The organism is Ruegeria sp. AD6 (assembly GCF_056542325.1).
On record NZ_JBQFZQ010000001.1, the window covers coordinates 1,281,430 to 1,305,219 of the forward strand.

The 23,790-nt window shown below is 59.1% G+C and carries 29 protein-coding genes; 15 read left to right on the plus strand and 14 right to left on the minus strand.

The window, feature by feature from the left end; genetic code table 11:
* Window positions 1-25 precede the first annotated feature (25 nt).
* The 4 genes from ACR0KJ_RS06265 (at window position 26) to ACR0KJ_RS06280 (ending at window position 4,745) form a co-directional block, all read left to right on the plus strand.
* Entirely contained in the window at window positions 26-706 is a 681-nt protein-coding gene (locus tag ACR0KJ_RS06265) for a type 1 glutamine amidotransferase (RefSeq protein WP_480626193.1), read from the plus strand.
* Window positions 706-2,064 (plus strand): glutamine synthetase family protein, encoded by a 1,359-nt coding sequence (locus ACR0KJ_RS06270; protein WP_170449702.1) that lies wholly within the window; start codon window positions 706-708, stop codon window positions 2,062-2,064. Before ACR0KJ_RS06265 ends, ACR0KJ_RS06270 begins: the two co-directional genes overlap by 1 nt.
* 45 nt (window positions 2,065-2,109) lie before the next feature.
* Window positions 2,110-3,414 carry an NAD(P)/FAD-dependent oxidoreductase gene (locus ACR0KJ_RS06275; RefSeq protein WP_480626194.1) on the plus strand — a complete coding sequence of 435 codons (1,305 nt, stop codon included), beginning with the start codon at window positions 2,110-2,112 and terminating at the stop codon, window positions 3,412-3,414.
* Window positions 3,415-3,530: 116 nt separating this feature from the next.
* Window positions 3,531-4,745 carry an aminotransferase class I/II-fold pyridoxal phosphate-dependent enzyme gene (locus ACR0KJ_RS06280; RefSeq protein WP_170449696.1) on the plus strand — a complete coding sequence of 405 codons (1,215 nt, stop codon included), beginning with the start codon at window positions 3,531-3,533 and terminating at the stop codon, window positions 4,743-4,745.
* Window positions 4,746-4,794: 49 nt separating this feature from the next.
* Here the strand turns inward: ACR0KJ_RS06280 and phaR are convergent, their stop codons facing one another.
* The 3 genes from phaR to ACR0KJ_RS06295 all read right to left on the minus strand — a co-directional run bounded on the left by phaR (window position 4,795) and on the right by ACR0KJ_RS06295 (window position 7,859).
* Entirely contained in the window at window positions 4,795-5,346 is a 552-nt protein-coding gene (phaR, locus tag ACR0KJ_RS06285; protein ID WP_170449693.1) for a polyhydroxyalkanoate synthesis repressor PhaR, read from the minus strand.
* A gap of 134 nt (window positions 5,347-5,480) precedes the next feature.
* Window positions 5,481-5,927, minus strand: coding sequence for a phasin family protein (locus ACR0KJ_RS06290; RefSeq protein WP_170449690.1), 447 nt, complete (start codon window positions 5,925-5,927; stop codon window positions 5,481-5,483).
* A 129-nt stretch (window positions 5,928-6,056) separates the two neighbouring features.
* The gene (locus ACR0KJ_RS06295) at window positions 6,057-7,859 is read right to left on the minus strand and encodes a PHA/PHB synthase family protein (RefSeq protein WP_480626195.1); all 1,803 of its coding nucleotides are present in this window, start codon (window positions 7,857-7,859) and stop codon (window positions 6,057-6,059) included.
* Window positions 7,860-7,971: 112 nt separating this feature from the next.
* On the opposite strand from ACR0KJ_RS06295, the gene phaZ reads away from it, so the two are divergent.
* Window positions 7,972-9,243, plus strand: coding sequence for a polyhydroxyalkanoate depolymerase (phaZ, locus tag ACR0KJ_RS06300; protein WP_170449685.1), 1,272 nt, complete (start codon window positions 7,972-7,974; stop codon window positions 9,241-9,243).
* A gap of 5 nt (window positions 9,244-9,248) precedes the next feature.
* A complete protein-coding gene (locus ACR0KJ_RS06305) occupies window positions 9,249-9,833 on the plus strand; it encodes a DUF6151 family protein (RefSeq protein ID WP_170449683.1) in 585 nt (194 codons plus the stop codon).
* Here ACR0KJ_RS06305 and ACR0KJ_RS06310 read toward each other — a convergent pair.
* From ACR0KJ_RS06310 to ACR0KJ_RS06325, 4 genes are all read right to left on the minus strand, one after another.
* A complete protein-coding gene (locus tag ACR0KJ_RS06310) occupies window positions 9,824-10,540 on the minus strand; it encodes an alpha/beta fold hydrolase (protein WP_170449679.1) in 717 nt (238 codons plus the stop codon). The two genes, ACR0KJ_RS06305 and ACR0KJ_RS06310, sit on opposite strands and share 10 nt — an antisense overlap.
* 84 nt (window positions 10,541-10,624) lie before the next feature.
* Window positions 10,625-11,239 (minus strand): hypothetical protein, encoded by a 615-nt coding sequence (locus ACR0KJ_RS06315; RefSeq protein WP_480626282.1) that lies wholly within the window; start codon window positions 11,237-11,239, stop codon window positions 10,625-10,627.
* A gap of 49 nt (window positions 11,240-11,288) precedes the next feature.
* The gene (locus ACR0KJ_RS06320) at window positions 11,289-12,281 is read right to left on the minus strand and encodes an alpha/beta hydrolase (protein ID WP_480626196.1); all 993 of its coding nucleotides are present in this window, start codon (window positions 12,279-12,281) and stop codon (window positions 11,289-11,291) included.
* Window positions 12,281-13,030, minus strand: a complete 750-nt coding sequence (locus tag ACR0KJ_RS06325; protein WP_170449657.1) for an alpha/beta fold hydrolase — start codon at window positions 13,028-13,030, stop codon at window positions 12,281-12,283. The genes ACR0KJ_RS06320 and ACR0KJ_RS06325 overlap by 1 nt, the downstream gene beginning before the upstream one ends.
* Window positions 13,031-13,248: 218 nt before the next feature.
* Between ACR0KJ_RS06325 and thrS the strand changes: the two genes are divergently transcribed.
* The 5 genes from thrS (at window position 13,249) to ACR0KJ_RS06350 (ending at window position 17,934) form a co-directional block, all read left to right on the plus strand.
* Window positions 13,249-15,207: a threonine--tRNA ligase gene (thrS, locus tag ACR0KJ_RS06330; protein ID WP_170449653.1), complete on the plus strand. Its 1,959-nt coding sequence runs from the start codon at window positions 13,249-13,251 to the stop codon at window positions 15,205-15,207.
* Window positions 15,208-15,428: 221 nt separating this feature from the next.
* Window positions 15,429-15,731, plus strand: a complete 303-nt coding sequence (locus tag ACR0KJ_RS06335) for a BufA1 family periplasmic bufferin-type metallophore (protein WP_170449650.1) — start codon at window positions 15,429-15,431, stop codon at window positions 15,729-15,731.
* Window positions 15,732-15,803: 72 nt separating this feature from the next.
* Entirely contained in the window at window positions 15,804-16,661 is an 858-nt protein-coding gene (gene bufB / locus ACR0KJ_RS06340) for an MNIO family bufferin maturase (RefSeq protein ID WP_480626197.1), read from the plus strand.
* Window positions 16,658-17,419 (plus strand): HvfC/BufC family peptide modification chaperone, encoded by a 762-nt coding sequence (locus ACR0KJ_RS06345; protein WP_480626198.1) that lies wholly within the window; start codon window positions 16,658-16,660, stop codon window positions 17,417-17,419. The genes bufB and ACR0KJ_RS06345 overlap by 4 nt, the downstream gene beginning before the upstream one ends.
* A complete protein-coding gene (locus ACR0KJ_RS06350) occupies window positions 17,416-17,934 on the plus strand; it encodes a DoxX family protein (protein ID WP_170622038.1) in 519 nt (172 codons plus the stop codon). The genes ACR0KJ_RS06345 and ACR0KJ_RS06350 overlap by 4 nt, the downstream gene beginning before the upstream one ends.
* 101 nt (window positions 17,935-18,035) lie before the next feature.
* On the opposite strand, the gene ACR0KJ_RS06355 is transcribed toward ACR0KJ_RS06350, so the two are convergent.
* Both ACR0KJ_RS06355 and ACR0KJ_RS06360 read right to left on the minus strand, forming a co-directional pair.
* Window positions 18,036-18,404, minus strand: coding sequence for a hypothetical protein (locus tag ACR0KJ_RS06355; RefSeq protein WP_170449639.1), 369 nt, complete (start codon window positions 18,402-18,404; stop codon window positions 18,036-18,038).
* Window positions 18,405-18,445: 41 nt separating this feature from the next.
* Entirely contained in the window at window positions 18,446-18,763 is a 318-nt protein-coding gene (locus tag ACR0KJ_RS06360) for an ArsC/Spx/MgsR family protein (RefSeq protein ID WP_480626199.1), read from the minus strand.
* Window positions 18,764-18,978: 215 nt separating this feature from the next.
* Between ACR0KJ_RS06360 and ACR0KJ_RS06365 the strand changes: the two genes are divergently transcribed.
* Window positions 18,979-19,185, plus strand: a complete 207-nt coding sequence (locus ACR0KJ_RS06365) for a cold-shock protein (RefSeq protein ID WP_008758035.1) — start codon at window positions 18,979-18,981, stop codon at window positions 19,183-19,185.
* A gap of 86 nt (window positions 19,186-19,271) precedes the next feature.
* Here the strand turns inward: ACR0KJ_RS06365 and ACR0KJ_RS06370 are convergent, their stop codons facing one another.
* Both ACR0KJ_RS06370 and thyX read right to left on the minus strand, forming a co-directional pair.
* Window positions 19,272-19,580 carry a hypothetical protein gene (locus ACR0KJ_RS06370; RefSeq protein WP_170519620.1) on the minus strand — a complete coding sequence of 103 codons (309 nt, stop codon included), beginning with the start codon at window positions 19,578-19,580 and terminating at the stop codon, window positions 19,272-19,274.
* Window positions 19,581-19,636: 56 nt separating this feature from the next.
* Window positions 19,637-20,548, minus strand: a complete 912-nt coding sequence (gene thyX, locus ACR0KJ_RS06375; protein WP_480626200.1) for an FAD-dependent thymidylate synthase — start codon at window positions 20,546-20,548, stop codon at window positions 19,637-19,639.
* Window positions 20,549-20,725: 177 nt separating this feature from the next.
* On the opposite strand from thyX, the gene ACR0KJ_RS06380 reads away from it, so the two are divergent.
* From ACR0KJ_RS06380 to ACR0KJ_RS06390, 3 genes are read left to right on the plus strand one after another with little or no spacing between them, the layout of a single operon-like run.
* Window positions 20,726-21,154 carry a VOC family protein gene (locus ACR0KJ_RS06380; protein ID WP_170449626.1) on the plus strand — a complete coding sequence of 143 codons (429 nt, stop codon included), beginning with the start codon at window positions 20,726-20,728 and terminating at the stop codon, window positions 21,152-21,154.
* Window positions 21,151-21,852 (plus strand): DUF1194 domain-containing protein, encoded by a 702-nt coding sequence (locus tag ACR0KJ_RS06385; protein ID WP_480626201.1) that lies wholly within the window; start codon window positions 21,151-21,153, stop codon window positions 21,850-21,852. Before ACR0KJ_RS06380 ends, ACR0KJ_RS06385 begins: the two co-directional genes overlap by 4 nt.
* The gene (locus ACR0KJ_RS06390) at window positions 21,849-22,613 is read left to right on the plus strand and encodes a DUF1194 domain-containing protein (protein WP_480626202.1); all 765 of its coding nucleotides are present in this window, start codon (window positions 21,849-21,851) and stop codon (window positions 22,611-22,613) included. Before ACR0KJ_RS06385 ends, ACR0KJ_RS06390 begins: the two co-directional genes overlap by 4 nt.
* Here the strand turns inward: ACR0KJ_RS06390 and ACR0KJ_RS06395 are convergent.
* The 3 genes from ACR0KJ_RS06395 to ACR0KJ_RS06405 form a co-directional block, all read right to left on the minus strand.
* On the minus strand, window positions 22,560-23,057 hold the full coding sequence (locus tag ACR0KJ_RS06395) for a MarR family winged helix-turn-helix transcriptional regulator (protein WP_480626203.1): 498 nt from the start codon (window positions 23,055-23,057) through the stop codon (window positions 22,560-22,562). The two genes, ACR0KJ_RS06390 and ACR0KJ_RS06395, sit on opposite strands and share 54 nt — an antisense overlap.
* A 77-nt stretch (window positions 23,058-23,134) precedes the next feature.
* Window positions 23,135-23,392 carry a succinate dehydrogenase assembly factor 2 gene (locus ACR0KJ_RS06400; protein ID WP_170519632.1) on the minus strand — a complete coding sequence of 86 codons (258 nt, stop codon included), beginning with the start codon at window positions 23,390-23,392 and terminating at the stop codon, window positions 23,135-23,137.
* Window positions 23,389-23,781, minus strand: coding sequence for a helix-turn-helix domain-containing protein (locus ACR0KJ_RS06405; protein WP_170622043.1), 393 nt, complete (start codon window positions 23,779-23,781; stop codon window positions 23,389-23,391). Before ACR0KJ_RS06405 ends, ACR0KJ_RS06400 begins: the two co-directional genes overlap by 4 nt.
* Window positions 23,782-23,790 lie beyond the last annotated feature (9 nt).

Consider the following 23,790-nt stretch of genomic DNA (forward strand, 5'->3'; position numbering starts at 1 on the left):
TGAATTTGATCAAATTTGGTGACTTATGAAAATCGGCATTCTACAGACCGGCCACACCCCTGATGCGCTTCGGGATACATTCGGGGATTACGATTCACTCTTTCCCGACCTGCTGGACGGGCACGGGCTGGATTTTGAAAGCTACCCCGTCGTTGATGGGAACTTCCCGACCGGTGCAGAGGATGCCGAAGGCTGGCTGATCACCGGCTCGCGCCATGGCGCGTATGAGGATCTGCCGTGGATTCCCCGGCTTGAGGCGCTGATCCGCGAAATCCATCAAAGTGGTAAACCGCTTGTGGGCGTGTGTTTCGGCCACCAGATCATCGCGCAGGCCTTGGGTGGAACCGTCCGGAAATTCGATGGCGGCTGGGCCGTGGGGCGCACAGAATATGACTATGACGGCGAAAAAGTCTGGTTGAACGCCTGGCATCAGGATCAGGTTGTCGCGGTTCCGGACGGGGCCGAGGTCACCGGGCACAATGACTTTTGCCAGAACGCGATGCTGCGCTATGGCGATCAGATCTGGACGGTTCAGGCCCATCCCGAGTTCACTAACGACTTCGTTTCGGGCCTGATGCGCACACGCGGCAAGGGCGTGGTGCCCGATGATCTGATGCAAGCCGCCGCAAACCGGCAAACCGCGCCGGATCATAATGCCCGGATCGCGCAGGTCATGGCAGATTTCCTGAAGAAAGCGAGGGCCTGATGGCCGATTGGACAGACGACTTACCGCAGGCCGCGCAGAACTATATCGACGGGCACCGGCTGGACGAAGTGGAATGCATCATCTCGGACCTGCCCGGTATCGCGCGGGGCAAGGCCGTTCCGGCCTCGAAATTTGCCCGGCAGTCCTATTTCCACCTGCCCGATAGCATCTTCTACCAGACCATCACTGGTGGCTGGGGTGAGGCCGCGGGCGAGGACGGGTTCATCGAACGGGACATGATCCTGAAACCGGATTTCACGACCGCATCTGCCGCACCCTGGACCGGTGACTGGACCTTGCAAGTGATCCACGACGCCTATGACAGGGACGGAGAGCCCATCCCCTACAGCCCCCGCAACGTGTTGAAACGCGTTGTGCAGATGTATCACGACAAAGGCTGGAAACCTGTCGTCGCGCCCGAGATGGAATTCTTTCTGGTCGCCCGCAATGTCGACCCCGCCCAATCAATCGAGCCGATGATGGGCCGGTCTGGACGTCCGGCTGCCGCCCGGCAGGCCTATTCCATGACTGCGGTGGATGAATTCGGCCCGGTGATCGACGACATCTATGATTTCGCGGAGCATCAGGGGTTCGAGATCGACGGCATCACTCAGGAAGGCGGCGCGGGACAGTTGGAGATCAACCTGCGCCACGGCAATCCGGTCAAGCTGGCCGATGAGGTGTTTTATTTCAAACGCCTGATCCGCGAGGCCGCCCTGCGTCACAACTGTTTCGCCACCTTCATGGCAAAACCGATTGAGGATGAGCCCGGCTCGGCCATGCACATCCATCACTCGATCACGGATATCGAGACCGGTCAGAACATCTTTTCCGGCCCGCAAGGTGGCGAGACGGATGCGTTTTATCACTTCATCGCAGGGCTGCAGAGCCATTTGCCCGCTGGTCTGGCGGTGATGGCGCCTTACGTGAATTCCTATCGCCGCTATGTCAAAGACCACGCTGCACCGATCAATCTGGAATGGGCGCGGGACAACCGCACCACCGGCATTCGCGTCCCCCTGTCGGGCCCCGAGGCGCGGCGCATCGAGAACCGCATCGCCGGGATGGACTGCAACCCATATCTGGGCATCGCTTTGTCGCTGGCCTGCGGGTATTTGGGCCTGATCCAGCAGGAACGCCCCCGCCGTCAGTTCTATGGCGACGCGTATGAAGGCGACGGCGACATCCCTCAGGTCATGGGCAACGCGCTTGATCTGTTCGACGAGGCCACCGAGTTGCATGACATTCTGGGCCCCGAATTCGCCCGCGTCTACGGCATCGTGAAGCGAGCCGAGTATGAGGAGTTCCTGCAGGTGATCTCCCCGTGGGAGCGTGAGCATCTTTTGCTGAACGTCTGAGCCTGTTGAGGCGTTCGGGATATCCGTATTTGGAACGAGAAGAAGATGAATCTGCTCTACTCCAATGACCGCAAGGCCGAGTATCCGGCAAGCTGGTACGCCGCGACTGCCAATCCGTTGGAGCCGTTCCCGGCGTTTGAGGGCGAGGCCCGCGCCGATGTATGTATCGTTGGCGGCGGCTATACAGGGTTGTCGGCAGCACTGCATCTGGCCGAAGCCGGGATGGATGTGGTGCTGCTTGAGGCGCACCGTGTCGGGTTCGGAGCCTCAGGCCGCAATGGCGGGCAGTTGGGCAGCGCGCAGAGGATGGATCAGGAAGATCTAGAACGGCTGGTCGGGCTGGACGATGCCGTCAAGCTGTGGGATCTGGCCGAAGACGCTAAGGATCTGGTCAAGTCCCTGATCGCGAAGCACAAGATTGATTGCGATCTGAAACCCGGCGTTGCGGGGCTTGGGTTGTCAGTTGCGGAACAGAACGACCTGCATGACCACGCTGCCCATTTGTCGGACCGGTATGGCTATGACCAGATCGAGTTGCTGGACGAAGAGGCGGGGCATGCGCTGTGCCCCTCACCTGCTTACAAAGGCGGCTATCTGGACAGGGGCGCGGCGCATCTGCATCCGTTGAACTATGCGCTTGGTCTGGCAAAGGCGGCGCATATGGCAGGCGCGCGCGTTTTTGAAGGCACCGAGGTTCTGGCGATCGACGAAGGCGACCCCGCCTTGGTCCGCACCCAGCATGGCGCGGTTCGCGCCCGGCATGTCATTCTGGCCTGCAACGGCTATCTTGGTGCGCTGAACCAGAAGGTGGCCGCGCGGGTTATGCCGATCAACAACTTCATCGCCGCGACCGAGCCGTTGGGGGATAACGCCGCGCGCGTGCTCACTCAGGACGTTGCCGTTGCGGATACGAAGTTTGTGGTGAATTACTTCCGCCTCAGCGCGGATGGGCGGTTGTTGTTTGGCGGCGGTGAAAGCTATGGGTATCGGTTTCCGTCCGACATCGCCTCGACGGTGCGCAAACCGATGACCGAGATTTTCCCGCATCTCCGGGACGTCAAAATCGATTTTGCCTGGGGCGGAACGCTTGCGATAACGATGCGCCGGATGCCGTATCTTGCGCGGGTTGCACCCAATATTCTGTCAGCCTCCGGCTATTCCGGCCACGGGGTCGGGACTGCGACTCATGCGGGTCAACTGATGGCGCTGGCCATTCAGGGACAGGCCGAAGGGTTCGATACATTGGCCCGCGTGCCCGCCTTGCCCTTCCCCGGTGGCCCCGCCCTGCGAAGCCCGCTGCTGGTGCTGGCAATGACCTGGTATGCGATGCGGGACAGGCTAGGCATCTGACCCCATTTTCCATTGCGACAGTTTGGTGAAATTTTGCCGATCCGGCGATTGGGGGCTTGGCACGGGCTGCGCGCTTGATTTAAATAAACGAAAGTTAGAATTCGGGAAATCCAAATATGACGCTGCCCCCCAACGTCCACGACGCCGAACCCATCCCCGCCGCTGCACGAGATGCCATCGATGCCCTAATGCAATCAGGCGACCTGTTTCGCTATACCGCACCACAGGATGCACCGGTCGCACTGCTGGAGGCGGAATTTGCTGAACTTCTGGGCTCTAAATACGCTTTAGCAGTTTCGTCCTGCTCGGCGGCTTTGTTTCTGTCGCTGAAGGCGCTGGGCCTGCCCCGCGATGCGCGGGTGCTGATTCCGGGCTTCACCTTTGCGGCGGTGCCCTCCTCGGTCGTGCATGCGGATTGCATTCCGGTTCTGTGCGAAGTGGCCGAGAACTATCGCATCGACATGGCTGATTTCGCAGCCAAGCTGGACAATGTGCAGGCCGTCATCATCAGCCATATGCGCGGCCATACTTCGGATATGGACGCGATCATGGAGCTGTGTGACGCGCGCGACATCCCGGTGATCGAAGACGCTGCCCATTCGCTGGGTACCACATGGCACGGTCGCAACATCGGGACCATCGGCAAGATCGGCTGCTTCTCGTTCCAGTCCTATAAGATGATCAATGCAGGTGAAGGCGGCATTCTGATCACCGACGATGCTGATCTGGTGGCCCGTTGCGTGATCATGTCCGGCGCGTATGAGAGCAACTGGAAGAAACACAAAACCCCGCGCGGCGATAACTCGCCCGAGTTGGAGCAGGCCTTTGCCCGCTGGCAGAACCAGTTGCCGCTGTATAACTTGCGGATGAGCAACCTCAGCGCCGCCGTGATCCGTCCGCAACTGCCGGAACTGGCGCGTCGGGTGAAAGATGGGCTGGCAAACCATGACTATGTTGCCGAGCGCCTGAACGGTTCTCCGTATATCAACGTCCCTGCCCCGTTGGCGCCCGAACGTCGCGCGCCGGATTCGATCCAGTTCAATCTGGTCGGGTTGGATGAGGACGAGATCCGCGCCTTTGCCGCCGCCTCGGACGCGCGCGGCGTCAAGGTTCAGGTTTTTGGTCTGAGCGAGAACAACGCCCGCGCCTTCTGGAACTGGCAGTTCCTGCCCGAAACATTCGATCTGCCCCAGACCCGCGACATGCTGATGAAAGCCTGCGATGTGCGCCTTCCCGTCCGCCTGACGCGCGAGGAGTTGGATGTGATCGCCGACATCCTGCTGGCCTCGGTCGGTGAGGTGACGGGCCCGGTTCCGGTGTACGGCACCTGACACGAAAAAGGCCCGCGCGATGCGGGCCTTGCTTTTTCTGATAGTGGTATCAGTTCAACTTGGACAGCTTGTTCTGCAGCTCGGCCAGTTGCTTTTTGATATCGTCCAGATCTTCCTTGGCCTCAGGCTTTTCTTCTTCCTTGTCCGGTCCGGACCAGCCGCCGGACAGACCACCGGTCATGGCTTTCAGAAACGCCTGCTGCTGCGCCTGCAGCGCGTCGAACCCGGGCATCTGCGACATCGGATTCATGGCGTTCATGTTTTCCATCATCTTGCTTTGGCTTTCGCGCAGCATCTCGAACGAGCTTTGCAGGAACTGAGGCATCATACCCCCGCCCGGCACCATATAGCTGCGCACGAGATCGTTCAGCACATTGACCGGCAGCACATTCTCGCCCCGGCTTTCATGTTCTGCGATGATTTGTAGTAGATATTGACGGGTTAGGTCGTCGCCGGTTTTCAGGTCGATGATCTGAACTTCGCGCCCGTCCCGAATGAACCCCGCAATGTCTTCGAGCGTCACGTAATCGCTGGTCTCAGTGTTATACAGCCGACGGCTGGCGTAGCGCTTGATCAATAGCGGCTTTTCTTGGTCCGACACCTTGTACCCTCCCCAAGGATGATGCGTTGCAGCGCAGGTTATGCGACTGCAGCACAAAAAGAAAGGGCAGGTCAATGGACCTGCCCAACGCGATTGCACCTGTAGGGAGGATAAGGTGCCTGTCGCGGCCGTTCTTACTTGGCGGCGGCTGCTTTCTTTGCGGCAGTCGTCACGTCGTTGGTGGCTTTCTTGACAGCTGCGGTTGCTTCTTCAGCAGCGTCTTTGCCAGCGGCCATCAGCAGCTCGACGGTTTCGGTCTGAACTTTTTTCGCGATTTCTGCGAAAGCGGCCAGGTTTTCAGCTGCAACTTCAGCCGACGCGCTTGCGAAGTCGGTTGCCGCTTTGGCGTAGTCAGCAGGCTCTGCCTTTGCTTTGGACATCTCGCTCAGCTTGGCCAGGGTGTCCTTGGTCCATTTGTTCGAGATCTCGGCCGATTTCTCAGCCGCGTCCAGTGCAACGCCCGACAGCTTTTCGTTCAGGGCTGCGGTCGATTTGAAGGCACCTTCCATTGCGGTGGTGTCTACCGGAAATGCGCCCATGACGTCTTTCATGATCGCGGTAAAGTCTTGGGTCTTTGCCATTGTCCTAATCCTTTTTGCCGAACCGGGCCCACCCCGGCTTTCATCAGCTTGAGGACAATATGGTTTCTGCATTGCAGCATTGCAAGTATTTTTTGCTGCAATGCAGAAAATTTTAGTTTCAAAATGAAATCAGGCGTTTGGATTGGCCACAACGTAGGTTCCGGGGGCCGGTGCAAGGGCAGGATGATCCGAATCGCCCGTGTCACGCGCCGGTACCTGCTTGCCGGACCGCTTTTTCAGCCATGCCTCCCACATCGGCCACCAGGACCCTTCGTGGAAATCCGCCTCTTTCAACCAGGTGTCGGAGTCCACCTTCATCTCGGGGTTGGTGTAGTGGCCGTATTTCTTCTTGCTGGGCGGATTGACGATGCCCGCAATGTGACCGGATTCCGAAACCACAAATGTCTTCGAGCGTGAGCCCATTTTCTGCACGCCGCGATAGCAATCTTTCCAGGCGGCAATGTGATCGGTCTCGCATGTGATCGCCATCAGCGGAACGTCGACGTCGCTGACCTTCAGCTTATGGCCCAGCAATTCGATCCCGTCGCCCGCAAACTCGTTCCGCTGGCACAGGCCGCGCAAGTAATCGACGGCCATCTTTGCCGGAAGGTTCGCACCGTCCCCGTTCCAATACAGCAAATCGAAGGCCGGGGGCATCTCGCCCATCATGTAGCTGCGAATGGCAGGTCCATAAACCAGATCCCGGGATCGCAGGAAGGACATCGTGCGCGCCATGATCCAGGACCGCAGCACGCCCTCTTTGTTCACTTCTTCCTCGATCCCGTCGATGAAGTCGTTTTGCAGGAACGGGGTGAATTCCCCCTGATCCGAGAAATCGGTCAGGGCCGTGAACAAAGTGGCGGACTTTACCGATTTGTCACCGCGCTGCTTCAATAGGGACAGCGTCAGGCTCAGCGTTGTGCCGGCGATGCAATAGCCGATTGCGTTGACCTGCTTGACCTTGCAGATCTTCTTGGCCTCTTCGATCGCCGTCAGAAAGCCATCCTGAATGTAATCTTCCATGCCGGTTTCGGCATAGCTTTCATCCGGGTTGACCCAGCTGACGACAAACAGTGTATAGCCCTGTTCCGTGATCCACTTGATCAGGCTGTTCTGCGCCTTCAGGTCCAGGATATAGAACTTGTTGATCCAGGGCGGGAACAGCACCACGGGCGTTTCGTAAACCGTCTCAGTCGCAGGCTTGTACTGGATCAGCTCCATCATGCGGTTGCGATAGACCACTTCGCCCGGTGTGGTGGCCAGATTTCCGCCAACCTCAAACGCGTTCTCGTCGGCCAGCTTTACGACCAACTCTCCATCATTGGCCTCCAGATCCGAAACAAGGTTTTCGAGCCCCTGAACCAGCGACTGCCCTTCTGTTTCGACGGCCTTCTGCAAAGCGTCAGGATTTGTCGCCAGAAAATTGGTCGGGGCCATCATGTCGACAATCTGTTGCGAGAAATACTGCAACCGCCGCTTGTCCTTGTCGCCCAGATCGTCGACCGAGGCGACAGCCTGCGCAATAGCCTGCGCGTTTGTCTGATATTGCTGGCGGATCAGGCGGAAATAAGGATTGGTTTCCCACATCGGGTTCGAGAAACGCTTGTCTCCGGGTGCGTTTTGCTCGTCCTCGACCTCCCCCGTGGCCAGCGCCTGCTGCGCCTCGGCGAAGTTCAGAACCGATTTTCCCCAATATTCGATTTGCTGTTCCAGCAGCTTGGCGGGATTTTGCCACGCCTCGGCCCAGTAGGCTGTTGCTGCTCTTGCGAAAAGCACTTGATTCGGACCATCCAAAGCGGGGGTATGGGTCTTCTTTGTCGCCATAATCTCGATCAGGCGCTTGGACAGCGTCTCGACCTTGTCCATATTTTCTTTAAGGCGTTCAATATGTTCTTCAGTCACGTCAGGCATTTGGTCTTCACTTGTTGTCATTTTAACAATATCCCCCTAACCTCGCTGCTATGCAGAATAACGTCGTGGGTGTCGGGGGGCAAAGCGGCGAATGGTCCACAACTCTTAGCCTTACACGCCGGAGGCAGCTTCCATGCGCTATATGATGACCTACGACCTGATGGAGACCATGCGCAACACGAACCAATGGCTTGGTTCTACCGCCAGCGCGATGGCCTCTTACCCCCTGTTTGCGATGGTTCCGAACCCGGGCTTCAGCTGGATGGCCGCCTGGGGCGAAGTGACCGAGCGGACCTTCCAGCGCATGGTCGTGAAACCTGACTGGGGGATCCGTACTTTCACCTGCGAGGACGGCAAAGATCATCTTGTCGACATTACCACTGTTCTGGAACGCCCTTTTGGCGATCTCATCCATTTCAAGGTAAACGGGCGGGAAAAGCAACAGCGGAAGGTCCTTCTGGTTGCGCCGATGTCCGGTCACTATGCAACATTGCTGCGTTCCACGGTCAAAAGTCTGTTGGTCAATTGTGAGGTCTACATCACCGATTGGCATAACGCGCGTGACATTCCCGTGTCTGCAGGCAAGTTCGATGTCGAGGATTACACCCTCTACCTTGTCGATTTTATGAAAGAGCTGGGGCCCGACACCCATGTCGTCGCTGTTTGCCAGCCCGCGCCGCTGACACTGGCCGCAACAGCCTATCTGGCCGAGCTGGAACCGAAGGCGCAGCCGAGCACTCTGACCCTGATTGGCGGTCCGGTCGATCCGGATGCAACGCCCACCGATGTCACGGATTTCGGCCGCAGGGTGACAATGGGTCAGCTGGAAGAAACCATGATCCAGCGGGTCGGGTTCAAGTACAAAGGCGTCGGTCGCATGGTCTATCCGGGCCTGCTGCAACTGGCGTCGTTCATGTCGATGAATGCCGAGCGACACTCCAAAGCCTTTTCGGACCAGATCCAGCGGGTGATCCGGGATGAGGCCTCGGACCACGACGCGCATAACCGCTTCTACGATGAATATCTGGCCGTCATGGACATGACTGCGGAATTCTATCTGTCCACGGTCGAGCGTGTCTTCAAAAACCGCGAGATTGCGCGCAACGAATTTGTTGTGGCCGGTCACAAGGTCGATATGAGCAAGATCACCGATGTTGCCGTGAAAACCGTCGAAGGCGCAAATGATGACATCTCGGCCCCCGGTCAGTGCATCGCGGCGCTGGACCTGTGCACCGGCCTGCCGGACAGCAAAAAGGCCAGCCATGTCGAGCCCGGCGCAGGCCATTATGGCATCTTTGCGGGGCGCAGCTGGCGCGACAACATTCGCCCGCTTGTGATTGATTTTATGAATGAAAACAGCCGCAAACCACAGCGCCGCGCCGCGAACCGAAACAAGGTCGCGTGATTGATATGGGCGAGAGCGACGCAACCGATCTCGCCTTTTCCTGCCAGTGCGGCAAGCTGACGGGCCGCATCACGCGTGACGGTGCGCGCCTCGCCACGCATGCCGAGTGCTTTTGCCATGATTGCCGCGCGGCCCAGTTGTATTTCGGTCAGCCCGACCCAGCCCCCGGTCCAGTTGAGGTTTTCCAGATCGCCCCCGAAGAGTTTGTGATCGAAACCGGCCATGAACATCTGGCGGCAATGAAACTCAGCCCCAACGGCATGTTGCGCTGGTATGCCAAATGCTGCAACGTGCCGCTTGCGACCACACCACGCGGACCAAAATTCCCATTTGCCGGTGTGATCGCCGCCCGGATCGCCGATAACTCGGCCCTTGGTCCGATCACAACGCGCGGGTTCATTCCCCAGCCCAACGGCAAGCAAAAGCACGAGGGGCTTGGCCCGGCCATCATCGGTTTGGTTCGACGTGTTGCCAAATCCCGTCTGTCCGGCAGTTGGAAGAAAACTCCGTTTTTCGACCCGGCGACAGGCGAACCTGTGGTGCCCCCCAAACTGATCGACAAATCCGAACGCGACGCGCTTTACCCGTAGCGGGGTCTGGACGGCACCTGAAGCCAGCTTTGCATCGCATTGGTCACAACGCCCGGTTCCTCTAACGTCGGCAAGTGCCCTGCATTGTCCAACAGGTGCAAATCTGCGTTCGGGATCATGTCTGCCATAAAGCCGAGTTTGCGCGCAGGGGTCAGCGTGTCATGCTTTCCCCCCAAGACCAGACTGGGCGCTTTGATCCGGCACAGGGTGCTTTGCTGGTCCGGTCGCCTTTGCAAGGCACGCATCTGCCGCACAAAAACCTCGGGGCCCAGATCACCCGCCATCGCAAGCAGATCGTTCAGGATCGGGATCCGTTGCGGACCCGGCGCCAGCGCGTCCGAGCCCACGACCTTGCGCATTACCTCATCCAGACGCCCCGCCTGCGCCCCGATGATCAGGTCTTCGCGTGCAGCCGCGATTTGCGGCGTGTCGGCCTGCGCATCGGTCGAGATCAGACACAGCCGCGACACCCGATCCGGCGCGCGCCGCATGATTTCCAACGCAACCACACCGCCCAGGGCAAGCCCGGCCAGCGCAAACCGATGCGGCAACTGATCCAATAGGCTCGATGCAATTTCTTCGACCCGCTCTCCCAGTGAAATGGGGGCAACAGTCACGGCCCGTTCGCGCGACAGCACGTCGATCTGCGGGCGAAACAGTCGAGCGTCACACATAAAACCAGGTAACAACACCAACGGCTCGATCACGCGGGGCCTCCATCAGTTCGGATATCCGAACCCCTTCGTTTTCCCCCAGAATGAGAGTTTTGCCGCGACCGGGCAAGCGAAACTTCACGGGTAGGTGATGCCGCGAAAACTGGGAAAATCAGCATATCGGGCCTGCCGGGCTGCCAGTGTTTCCTCAGGCTCGGCTCCGGGCCGCAGCAGGCATCCGCGGGGCGCGATATAGCTGTCGATCCGACGCATCGGCGTAGGCCGCCAGACAAGGTTGAAAGCGCAGAGTTTGGGAAAGAACCAGATATCGGAATAGTCCAGATGATCATGCATCCACCACGCCAGATCGCGCCAATCGCGCCCCTGTTCGTATTGGTCGGCAAACCACGGGATCACAATCGAGGCCCCGGCAATCCGCGCCGCGCCCTCGCCGCGATCCCAGATGTGACATTCCAAAGGGTTGTCATTGCGCGCGCAGTTCAGTTTGTTTTCATTGCCGAATTGGTTCAGCGACGGCGACCGATAGCCGGACCGCACTGCTATTCGGCCAAAGGTTTCCTCTAACGGGTCAAGCAGCGTCTGGCAAAAGGCGCGCCCGGTCTCAATCGCCAGATCCGGGTTGTCGGGGATGTTCTGGCGTTCGTGAAAATTGCCAATCTCGGAATACAGAAAGTCCCGCATGAAGAAATGCCGCGACAGGCGCACACGGCCCAGCGTCTCAAGGCTCCACATACTGGCCGGTTTACGCATCATCGGCTCCGATCGGAAACGGCAAGGGCGGCTATTGAACCCCTAACCCTTTCAGCCAATCCAGAATACCGGCAACCGTCGCGTCTGTTTGCCCGGGTGACATCAAGCGACCGGAAATAACATGGGATGACGGATCATCGCCCGGCCCCATCGTGACCAACTCAACCGTTGCCGGAGCGCCCCAAGCTTCAGCCACCTTATGAGTCCGGTCGGGGCGAACGACCTGATCGTCATCCGAGAACCAGAACAGGGCCGGGACCAGAGCGTCCGAGAAATCGAGCGCATAGACCGTTTCAACCAGAACTGTCATGGGCACCACGGCCTCCCAAGGATAGACCGAAGACCAGTATTTGTTCTTTTCCGGATCCGGGCCGGATACATCGCGTTCCTCCCCCATCAGAATCGGCAACCACTCCCGCGCCCAAGGCAGGCCGGGGATAAAGGCCGCAGGGGTGTTAACGCCGAAGTTGGGCGACACAAACACCATGCCAACAACATCCGCACTCAGCTCGGGATCACGCGCGGCAGCCGCAGCCAGTGTGCCCCCGGTCGAGGTCGACATGACGATCACCTTGTCCCCCACGGCCCGCGCGGCGGCCAACCCCTCTGCCATGTCCTGCATCCACCCCGAGGCGGTTGCATCGCCCATCGCAGACCCATCGCGCCCATGGCCTTGCAGGCGGGTATAGACCAGATTGGCCCCCAGCGCATCGGCAACCCTGTCAGGGACCGGCCGGATTTCCTCGGAACTGGCCGAGAACCCATGCACATACAGTACCGAATAGGGCGTGCGCTGTTCCTTGAATCCATCCTGCCAGATCACACGTTTTTCAACACCGGGAACGATGTCGTCAAAAGCGGACTCGGTGCTTTCGAAATAGACCTGAACACCCTCGCCGAACTTTCCTGCATCAAAGCTCGGATGAAGGTTTACCTCTTCCCGCGGTCCGAACCAGTAGATCAGACCACCCACCGCGACCAGTGCCAACAACAGACGCCCCAAAATCCATCCAAAACGCCGCATCAGCCTTCCCCCATCACTTCAAGAACCGTCTGTTCGATCAATCCCAGACAAGGCCCGTCCGAGAATCGATGGTCCGCATCCTTGACCAGCAACAGGCGCAGATCCGGGCTGGTTGCGTGCTCGAGCAGTCGCACAGCCGTTTCTGTGGGCACCGCGGTATCTGCGGTTCCGTGCAGACAGCGCACTGGAAATGGCAGGTCCAGTTGTGATCGCAGCACCAAACGCTGTCGGCCATCTTCGATCATCCTTTTAGTGATGATGTACGGCTCCATGTAATCCGAGGGCAGTTCGACATGACCCAAAGTCTCCAGCGCCGCCTTCTGCTCATCACTAAAGGACGACCAGTAACCATCTTCGGTAAAGTCCGGGGCAGCGGCGATAGTGACCATTCCTGCAATGCGTTCGGGGCAGGCACGCGCCAGCAACAAAGCCTGCCACCCCCCCATGGACGACCCGACAACGATCAGCGGCCCCTCGGTCAGACCCGATACAGCCGCAACAGTGTCCTCATGCCAATCCCCAATGCAGCCATCGGTAAACGCTTCGGAACTCTCTCCGTGCCCCGAATAATCAAACCGCAAAAACGCCTGCCCCCGCGCCTTTGCCCAAGCTTCCAAATGCACGGCCTTGGTGCCTTCCATATCCGATTTCAGCCCACCCAAAAAAACAATGGTCGGCCCCGCGCCTTCGCTTTTGTGATAGGCCAACCGCCGCCCCTGCGCCGTCTCCAGAAAATTCGTTGCTGCCATAAAACCCTCATTCCTTTTGCAGCATCATGCACGCCCTACCCCCAAGTGCAATTCCCGGATCCCTCTTCATCTGGCCAAAAATATCCCGGGGAGCGCGAGGGGCAGCGCCCCTCGCTCCCACACTTGACACAGGCACCTCCACCTGCCACATGAGCCGAACGCAAATAACCCGCAACCGGGCGTTCAGTGGGCGCCAAACCGACGAGGAGAGCCAGACCATGGCCCTGGATTCAAAATCCGTCTCACTCACCTTTCCCGATGGCAATGCACGTTCTTATGACGCAGGCGTCACGCCTGCGCAGGTGGCTGCCGATATCTCGACCTCGCTGGCGAAAAAGGCCATCTCGGCCACGGTGAACGGCCAGCATTGGGACCTGCAATGGCCCATCGAGTCTGATTCCGACATCGCCATTCACACCATGAAGGACGAAGTTCAGGCCAACGAACTGATCCGTCACGACCTGGCCCATATCATGGCGCGCGCGGTGCAGGAAATCTGGCCCGACACCAAGGTCACAATCGGGCCGGTGATTGATAACGGCTGGTACTACGACTTCGACCGCGCCGAACCCTTCACCCCCGAAGACCTCGGCCTGATCGAGAAAAAGATGAAGGAAATCATCAATAAGCGCGACACCGTGACCACCGAGGTCTGGGACCGTCAGCGCGCGATCGATTTCTACACGGCGAATAATGAGCCCTATAAGGTCGAACTGATCGAAGCCATCCCGGGCGACGAACCGCTGCGCATGTACTGGCATGGCGACTGGCAGGACCTGTGCCGCGGCCCGCACCTGCAGCACACCGGACAAGTTCCGGGTGACGCGTTCAAACTGATGTCCATCGCCGGTGCCTACTGGCGCGGCGACAGCAGCCGCCAGATGCTGCAACGCATCTACGGCGTGGCCTTCACCGGCAAGGAAAAGCTCAAAGCGCACCTGCATATGCTGGAAGAGGCCGCCAAGCGTGACCACCGCAAGCTGGGCAAGGAGATGGACCTGTTCCACCTGCAACCCGAAGCGCCGGGCCAGATTTTCTGGCACCCGAACGGCTGGACCATCTACACCATGCTGCAGGACTACATGCGCCGTCAGCAGAAACGCGGCGGCTATGTCGAGGTCAATACCCCACAGGTCGTCGACCGCAAATTGTGGGAGGCCTCGGGCCACTGGGACAAGTATCAGGAAAACATGTTCATCGTCGAAGTCGATGAGGAACATGCCCGCGACAAGGCGGTCAATGCGCTCAAGCCGATGAACTGCCCCTGCCACGTGGAAATCTTCAAGCAGGGTCTGAAATCCTATCGCGATCTGCCGCTGCGCATGGCCGAGTTCGGATCGTGCAATCGGTACGAACCCTCGGGCGCGCTGCACGGCATCATGAGGGTGCGCGGGTTCACGCAGGACGACGCGCATATCTTCTGCACCGAAGAGATGATCGCCGATGAGACCAAACTGTTCCTCAACTTCCTGTCCAACGTCTACAAGGACCTCGGGTTCGAGAACTTCAAGGTCAAGTTCTCGGATCGGCCCGAAGTGCGCGCCGGGACGGATGAGCAGTGGGACAAGGCCGATGAACTGCTGAAAGCCGCCTGTGACGCGGCTGGATGTGCCTATGATCTGAACCCGGGCGAAGGTGCGTTCTATGGACCCAAGCTGGAGTTTGTTCTGACCGACGCCATCGGGCGCGACTGGCAGTGCGGCACCCTGCAGGTGGACTTCATTATCCCCGAACGTCTGGGCGCGACCTATATCGCAGCGGATGGTGAACGGCACACGCCGGTCATGCTGCACCGCGCCTGCCTTGGTTCGTTCGAACGTTTCATCGGTATCCTGATCGAGGAACACGCGGGCAAGCTGCCGTTCTGGCTGGCCCCGCGTCAGGTCGTTGTCGCCTCGATTACCTCGGATGCGGATGACTATGTGATGGACGTGGTCGAAACGCTCAAGGCTGCAGGTGTCCGCGCCGAAGCCGACATCCGCAACGAGAAGATCAACTACAAGGTCCGCGAGCATTCGGTCGGCAAAGTGCCGGTCATTCTGGCCGTCGGGCACCGTGAAGTTGAAGACCGCACCGTCAGTGTCCGCCGCCTTGGCGAAAAACAGACGCAGGTTCAATCCCTTGAGGCTGTAACAATTGAGCTGGGCCAGGCCGCAACCCCGCCCGACCTGCTGTAACATTCGGCACCATATCGCCGGAAATCCGACCCCTCGGAAGGGGTCGGATTGTAACATTTCCTCTTTTCTTTCTTAAAAACAGTATATTAACCTGCAAGGGGGCAATCTGTACCCTGACACGGTTGTGAGACACGGGCTCGTGAGTTTAACTGTAGCCAACTACCCACTACCTTAGTCACTGTCACAAGCAGACATACCCAGTCATCAAGAGGATTTCAGAGATGTCGAACACAGCAAAAACCCTTGTCATCGCCAGCGCAGTCGCAGCCGCCGTATCGGGTGCAGCGACCACAGCAACCGCTCAGGCCAAAGAAAAGTGCTATGGCGTTTCGCTGGCTGGTCAGAATGACTGCGCAGCAGGCCCCGGCACCACCTGCGCGGGCACCTCGACCGTTGATTATCAGGGCAACGCATGGACCTTGGTCGATGCAGGCACCTGTGCCGATATCGAACTGCCCGCACAGGCAGACGGCACCCCGCGCCAAGGCTCGCTGGAAGAGCTGGACCGCGACCTGCCGGCATAAGCTTCGGCCAAACGACTCGTTGGGGGCGGGCAATATCGCCCGCCCTTTTCTTCGCGATGAAGGAGCGTGCAAATGCTGGATGATGCCCTCAGGTCGAACCGCCTGCCCGCAGCGCCGGGTGTCGGATACAAGCCGCAGCACTTCGCCCAGATTCTGGACCACGCCCAGCCCGTCGCATGGCTTGAGATTCATGCCGAAAACTACATGGGCGACGGTGGTCGCCCGCTGGCGCAACTGCGCCATCTTTCAGAACAATTCCCGATCTCGGTTCATGGCGTCGGCCTTTCCATCGGCGGCGAAGGCCCCTTGGACCCGGATCATCTGGCCCGGCTGAAACATCTGGTCGGCTGGCTGAACCCGGCCAGCTTCTCGGAACATCTGGCCTGGTCCACCCATGACAGCCATTTCTTCAACGACCTGCTGCCCCTGCCCTACACGGATGCGACGCTGGCACGGGTCTGCGCGCATATCGATCAGGTGCAGGAAACCGTCGGTCGTCAGATGCTGCTAGAGAATCCCTCCAGCTATCTGGCGTTCGAGGAAAGCACATGGTCGGAACCCGATTTCCTGCGCGAGATCGCCAAACGCACCGGCTGCGGGCTGTTGCTGGATGTGAACAACGTGTTTGTTTCAGCCACCAATCTGGACTTCTCGCCGCAAGGATATATCGACGCCTATCCGCTGGATCAGGTGGGCGAAATTCACCTCGGCGGTCATGACGAGGACGAAGATGACCACGGCCACCCCCTGCTGATCGACAGCCACGGGCGCGAAGTTGTGGATCCGGTCTGGGCGTTGCTGGACTATGTTTTGGAGCGCTCTGGTCCCAAACCTCTGCTGGTTGAATGGGACACGGATGTCCCCGACTGGCCGGTTCTGCGGGCCGAGGCCGAACGCGCGCAAGCGGCGCTGGACAGGGTTCCGGCATGACCGTCTCGCAAACGGAGTTTCACGCGGCCTTACTGGACGCGAAGACCCCGGTTCCGGACGGGCTGACCGATGCCGAGGCGCAACCGGCGGGCCGTCGGTTCAGCGTCTACCGCAACAACGTCGCCGTTTCCCTGACCGAGGCCATGCATCAGGCCTTTCCGGTGATCGCCAAGCTTCTGGGCGCGCAGAACATGGACGGGCTGTCCGGTATCTTTCTGCGGCAACACCCGCCGACCTCGCCCCTGATGATGTTCTATGGCGAGGCGTTTCCCGCGTTTCTGGCCAACATGCCGCAACTTTCGCATCTGGCCTATCTGCCAGATGTGGCGCGGCTGGAACTGGCCCTGCGGCAATCCTACCATGCGGCCGACAGCCAAGCGGCCCCGGCCGATGCGCTTGCCGTCCCGCCCGAGGATGTGATGCAAGCGCGGCTGACGTTCGCGCCGTCGATGCGGATCATTCGCTCGGACTGGCCCATTCACGCGATCTGGCGGTTCAATTCAGAACCCGATGCCCCAAAACCCACCACCGGGGCCGAGGATGTGCTGATCACCCGCCCCGAATTTGATCCGGCCCCACATCTACTGCCACCGGGCGGCGCAAACTGGATCGGACATATTCAGTCAGGCAACACCATCGGCGAAGCGTTCGAAAAAACCGCTGCGGAAACACCTGACTTTGATCTTGGAACCACTCTGGCACTGCTTCTGCAAGGCGGTGCAATAACCTCTGTGACTATCGAAAGGCTGGCGACATGACTGCCCTGATTTCAATCCACAACAACGTTCTGGGTAAGGTGGACCACGCGTCCGGCTGGCTCACACCGACGCTTGCGCGGCTGATCTTCATCGCGGTTCTGCTGGTCTATTACTGGAATTCGGCCATGCTGAAGATCGACGGGTCGATCTTTTCGCCCTCCAGCGGGGCGTTCGGGCAGATCTTTCCCAAAGCGGCCGAGGCGGTCTTGTGGGACGTCACGCAGATGACCTTCTTCCAGCGCATCGTGATCTTCTTTGGCACCGTGGCCGAATTTGTCCTGCCCGCCCTGCTGCTGGTTGGCCTGTTCACACGCTTGGCCGCGCTGGCCATGATCGGCTTTGTCTGGGTCCAAACCATTGTTGATGTCACCGGCCACGGCGTCAAACTGGGCAGCCTGTTCAACGCTGCGCCCGATCTGATGGATCAGCGTGTGATGTGGACCTTCCTGTTCCTGGTGATCGTCATCCATGGCGCAGGTCCGCTGTCCCTGGACCGCTTGCTGCGCCTGAAATGATCTACAGCGTTTTGCGTTTTATCTGAGACACATTCATCGGAATGCGCGTTCGACCAAAGGGAGAGGCAGCGCATTCCGATTCAAGTTTAACGCAAAGCGCTTCAGAAATGCGCCTTGGGCTCGTCCGGTTTTCCAGCGGCGAGCCCAAGCACCCCGGCCACACCGGCAAACGCAATCGGGAACATGGTGAAGACACCGAACCCGAACGCGTAATACATCCCCGCCGCCGACACCAACAGCAAGACACCCGCCACCAGCGCGCGGGCATGGGCCATTGCCCCACCGACAAGAGCCAGCAGCGGTGCCACGATGGACGCCGTCTGGATCAAAGCGGGATTATCCACCTGCTCGGCGATGCCATCGATATCGCCGAAATGCTTGATCGCCTCAACATATCCATATCCAAAGAACCCAACAATCATCCCGACCAAACCGGCGATGACACCCAAAATCATTGCGGCGTTTCGCATAAATTATCCTCGCAGTTGCGCCTGATCAGATAAGTACCCGATCACGCCACGCCAAGCTTTGCGCGCGCCTCGGCGGTCCAACCTAACGTCAATGCTCCGTCATTTTCGATCAGCGGGCGCTTCATCAGCGTCGGATGGTCTTGCAGCAATTCCAAAGCCGGGCGCGTGCGCTGCGCCTCATCCAATCCACGCCAGGTTGTCGAGCGGGTGTTGAGCAAAGCCCCGCCGAACTCGGCAAAAGCCTGCGCCAGTACAGTTTCGGGAACTCCGTCGCTGCGCACGTCTAAAAACTTGGCATCTGGTAGTGATTTCAGCGCCTTACGGCAGGTGTCGCATGTTTTCAGACCATAAAGGCGCATTTGGGGACTGCTCCGGTATTTGTTTCAATTTTAGGCGATTGTGCCAGTTTCCAGCGGTTATTCTTGATTTTTTACTTCACCGTGCAATGTTGAAAAAGGTGAAACGTGCAAATCGGACTGTAACCCGATCAGGAAACAGTCCGTTTTTTGCGGTCTTGCCAACCACCGCCCCACCAATTTGTGGGACAATGCGAAAGTAGAAGGAGACACGGGAGATGCCAACTGGCACCGTGAAATGGTTCAATACCACCAAAGGCTATGGGTTTATTGCCCCTGACGAAGGGGGCAAAGATGTGTTTGTTCATATCTCGGCCGTAGAACGGTCCGGACTGACCGGGCTCGCAGACAATCAGAAAGTCTCGTACGAGTTGCAGGACGGGCGCGATGGCCGTCAGATGGCAGCTGATTTGAAGCCGTTGTAACGACGCCCCCGTGTGACGCGGGGTTCTTCAATTAAGATTGGCGGCCAATTTCCGGCCGTCAATCGCCCCCTTTTCCGGCGAATGCCCTACCCCCGTGCTGGCTTGTCCTCGGCATGCGTATGCCAGTCTTGTCCCATCGCAACGATGCAGGACGTACCGGCGGCATAGGTCACGACCATGGTCCAGTCGCCCCTTTCGCTGCTCCAGACCTCCATGATCTGTTCAGGGCCACGCATTCCCGTTGCCACACGCTCGGACCGGAATTGTCCCTTGAGCTTGTCATGTAGCCGTTGAGTCGGCTCGCACAACACCTCGGCAATCGGGGATTTGGCCTGCGCGGGCACAGCCAGCGCAAAGGTCAGGCCCAGAACGGAAAGAAACGAAGCATGGGTCATGAAACCAAGGTAACAGTTTCATGACAACCTGTATAGCGGATTGATATGCGCCCGGTTCAGCCTTCGCGGATGATGGCCTCAAACTCACGCCATTCGCGCGCGGTCATTCCCGAGTTGTCTTGCGTGACCGTTTCACCCGCCAACATCCGACGCAGACTGTTGACCATCTGAGCCGACAGATTGACCGCGCCAAGGCGATAATCCTCGAACGCGCGATATGCGAATGGGACCCAATCGGCCACGATCTTGCACATCATCTCGGCATAGACCCGGATCTCGTATTGCGCATGCGGGTCAGCGCGCAGGCGCAGGAAGTGGAACAGGTTGTGCAGGTCGACCTTCCAGTACCACTGCGTATAAACGTTCGCGGGCAGGTTCATCCGCGCCAATTCGCGCGCCAGCCCCTGTTGCCCGTCCTGATTGATCATCGCCTCGTAATTGTCATAGCAACGGGTGCTGTCGGCCTTCAGGATTTCCAGCACGCGCGCGGCCTCTTCCCCTTCCAGCGCCGAACCGCGCCCCTGATTGTTCACCTCGGACTGGGCAGCGACATGTTCGGGCGCGGGGATATAGAACTCACGATCCAGAATCGAATACCGCGCCGAGTATTCGTTCACATTGGCGGTCCGGTGGCGAATCCACTGACGGGCCACAAAGACCGGAAGCTTGACGTGCAGCTTGACCTCGCACATCTCGAACGGGGTCGAGTGCCAGTGCCGCATCAGATAGCGGATCAGCCCCTCATCATTCTGGACGGATTTCGTGCCTTTGCCATAGGACACGCGCGCCGCCTGACAGATCGCGGCATCGTCGCCCATATAGTCGATCACGCGCACAAAGCCGTGGTCCAGCACCTGATGCGCGGTATACAGGTGATTTTCCATTCCCGCTGCAACGACGCGGCGTGTTTGATGCGACAGCGCGCGTTGCGCTTCGATCTCGGCCTGTTGGTCGGCAGACAGCGGCATGAAAACATCCTTTCCGATAATGAGTCGCCGCCTACTATATATCGTCAATTCCGGCGCTGGAACCGCATGATGTGCCGCACATGGACGATTTCCGGAAATGTGTTCGCAGCCCCCCTCGACACGCCCCCGCAGCGCGCTAAGCTGATGGCGAACTCATGCAGAATAAGGATTGCCGTGATGGGGCTGAAATATCTTCACACTATGGTTCGGGTGAAAGATCTGGAAAAATCTCTGGCGTTCTACGAGTTGCTCGGCCTCAAGGAAACACGCCGCTATGACAGTGAAGAGGGCCGGTTCTCGCTGATCTTCATGGCGCCTCCGGGGCAAGAGGATCGACCGATTGAACTGACCTATAACTGGGATGGCGACGACGAGCTGCCAAATGACAGCCGCCATTTCGGCCACCTCGCCTATGGGGTCGACAATATTTACGAGACATGCCAGCACCTTCAGGACAATGACGTGGTGATCAACCGGCCCCCGCGTGACGGGCGCATGGCATTTGTGCGCTCGCCCGACAATATCTCGGTCGAACTGCTGCAGAACGGCGATGCGCTGGAACCGGCGGAACCCTGGGTCAGCATGGGCAACACCGGCCACTGGTGATCCGCACCTTGATAGCCGTGGGTCTGGCCGCGCTGGCCAGCCCTGCCCAGGCCGAGACCTGCCGTCTGGCCCTGGCACTGGCGCTGGATATTTCGGTGTCGGTGGATGAAAGCGAAGACTCGCTGCAACGGCAAGGGCTGGCCGCCGCCCTGATCGCGCCCGAGGTTCAAGAGGCCTTTTTCTCCTCACCCATGCCCGTTGCCCTGGCTGTTTACGAATGGAGCGGGCGGTCCACGCAGCATATCATCATGGATTGGCGGATGATCCGGAACACCGGCGATCTGCTGGCCGCCGCGACACAGATCAGCCAATCCGAACGGTCGGATGCCGGGTCGGCTACGGCGATGGGCTATGCGCTGGCCTTTGGGGCGACCTTGCTGCAACGGGCCCCGCCCTGCCTGTTTCAGACGATCGATCTGTCGGGGGACGGGTCGAACAATGACGGGTATGGCCCGCAGAACGCCTATCGGCACTTTCCGTTCCGCGACGTGGTGGTCAACGGGCTGGTCATCAATGCCTCTGATTTTGAAGGCGAATTGTTCCTGATCCCGTTTTTTGAGAACAACGTTCTGCACGGCCCCGGCGCGTTTCTTGAGGTGGCGCAGGGGTTTGAAGATTTCGAACGCGCAATGCGCCGGAAACTGGAACGGGAATTGCGGGGCCTGCAAATTGGGGCGTTGCAGGATGTGACCGAATGATGCTGCGCATCCTGATGACATCGCTGTGTCTGCTCGCGACTCACGCCACCGCTCAGTGCAGGCAGGCTCTGGCCTTGGGGTTGGACGTGTCGGGCTCGGTCGACGCGCAGGAGTACAGGTTGCAACTGCGCGGGCTTGCGGCAGCTCTGCGTCGTCCGGACGTAGCGCGTTTGATCCTGTCCAATCCTGGCGCGCCTGTACGGATTGCCGTGTTCGAATGGAGCGAACCCGATCATCAGAAACTGCTGTTGGACTGGACCGAGATCCGCACCCAGTTTGATCTGACCCGCATTGGGCAACAGCTAGATGCCGTGAAACGCAGCCCTGCCCCGCAAGGCACCGCCGTGGGTTCGGCCATGGCCTTCGGTGCCAATCTGCTGATCCGGCAAGAGTGTTGGAAGCGGACGCTGGACCTATCCGGCGATGGCAAACACAATCTGGGGCCGCATCCGCGCAAAGTAAAATCTCAACTGCACTCCACCGGCATCACAATCAACGGGCTGGTCATTGGCGCAGACGATCCGAGACAAGGCGATCAACGGCAGGTGCAGGTCGGTGAGCTTTCAGCCTATTACAACACTTGGGTCATCCTCGGCCCGGATGCGTTTGTCGAGGTCGCCCTGGGATTTGATGCCTACGAAGATGCCATGGCGCGCAAACTGATCCGAGAGCTGGAGGGCCTTGTGCTGTCGGACGCGCGCCCCGGATCAGTAGATATAGCGGATTTGGTCCGTCCAGTAACGCTCGACCCGGCGCAATGAGTTTGTAATATCATCGATCCCTTCCAGGCCCAGCACACCGCGATTTTGCAACCCTTCGGCATGGCGGGCAAACAGGTCTGACACAATGTCCCGAATCTCGCGCCCGCGCGGCGTCAGGCGCACCCGGACCGAACGTCGGTCTATCTCGCACCGTTGATGGTGCATATACCCCATCTCAACCAGTTTCTTGAGGTTGTAGCTGACATTGCTGCCCTGATAGTAACCCCGGCTCTTCAACTCACCCGCCGTCACCTCATGATCGCCGATGTTGAACAGCAACAGCGCCTGAACTGCGTTGATTTCCAGCACGCCGACCCGCTCGAAGTCGTCCTTGATCACGTCCAGAAGCAAGCGGTGCAACCGTTCCACCAGGGCCAGCGCCTCAAGATAGCTGGTCATGAACCCTTTGGTCCCCGGTGCCGAGACCTGCAATTCCATACTCATCCAACCCTCCGATTCAGTCGTGCCTTTCCGACACGATGAACCGAAATCCCGAAAAATCAGTTAAGCCTGTTTTATCCTTACTTTTGAAAGGTCTGGGCGATATCCGCGATCAGGTCGGCCAGTGCCTCGGGCGGTTGGACCTGCCCTGTCACCCATTGATACAGGTCCTGATCGTTTTCGCTGAGCATCGCATCATAGGTGTCCAGACCGTCGGCATCCATTCCGTCAAGATTGCGGTCAGCATAGGCGGTCAGGATCAGGTCCATCTCTTTGATGCCCCGCCGCATCGACCGCATTTTCATCCGTTTGATCCGAATATCGCGGGGTTCGGTCATTTGCTGGCCTCCAGCATCAGGCGCAGTTTCTTTTCCAGCCGCGCGGCGCGTTCCGAGCAGGCGCGCATCTCGCCCCGGATGGCGCGCAGTTCGGCCACGGCCCCCGCCAGATCCAGATTTGCATGCTCTTCGTCCACAGGCGCATCCATCCCCTCGCCTTCGCCGGTCAGCAGCCACTTGATCGAGACGTTGACCATCCCCGCCATCATCGACAGACGGTTGGCGCGCGGCTCGGACAGGTCGTTTTCCCAATCCCCGATCGTTGACTTCTTGACCCCAAGCCGACGCGCCAGTTCGGCCTGAGTCATCCCCGCCGCCTCGCGCGCGCCTGCCAGCCGATCCCCAAATGTCGCCGCGTCTGGTCCGAACCAATCGTTTTCGTCGCTCATTCAGGTCTC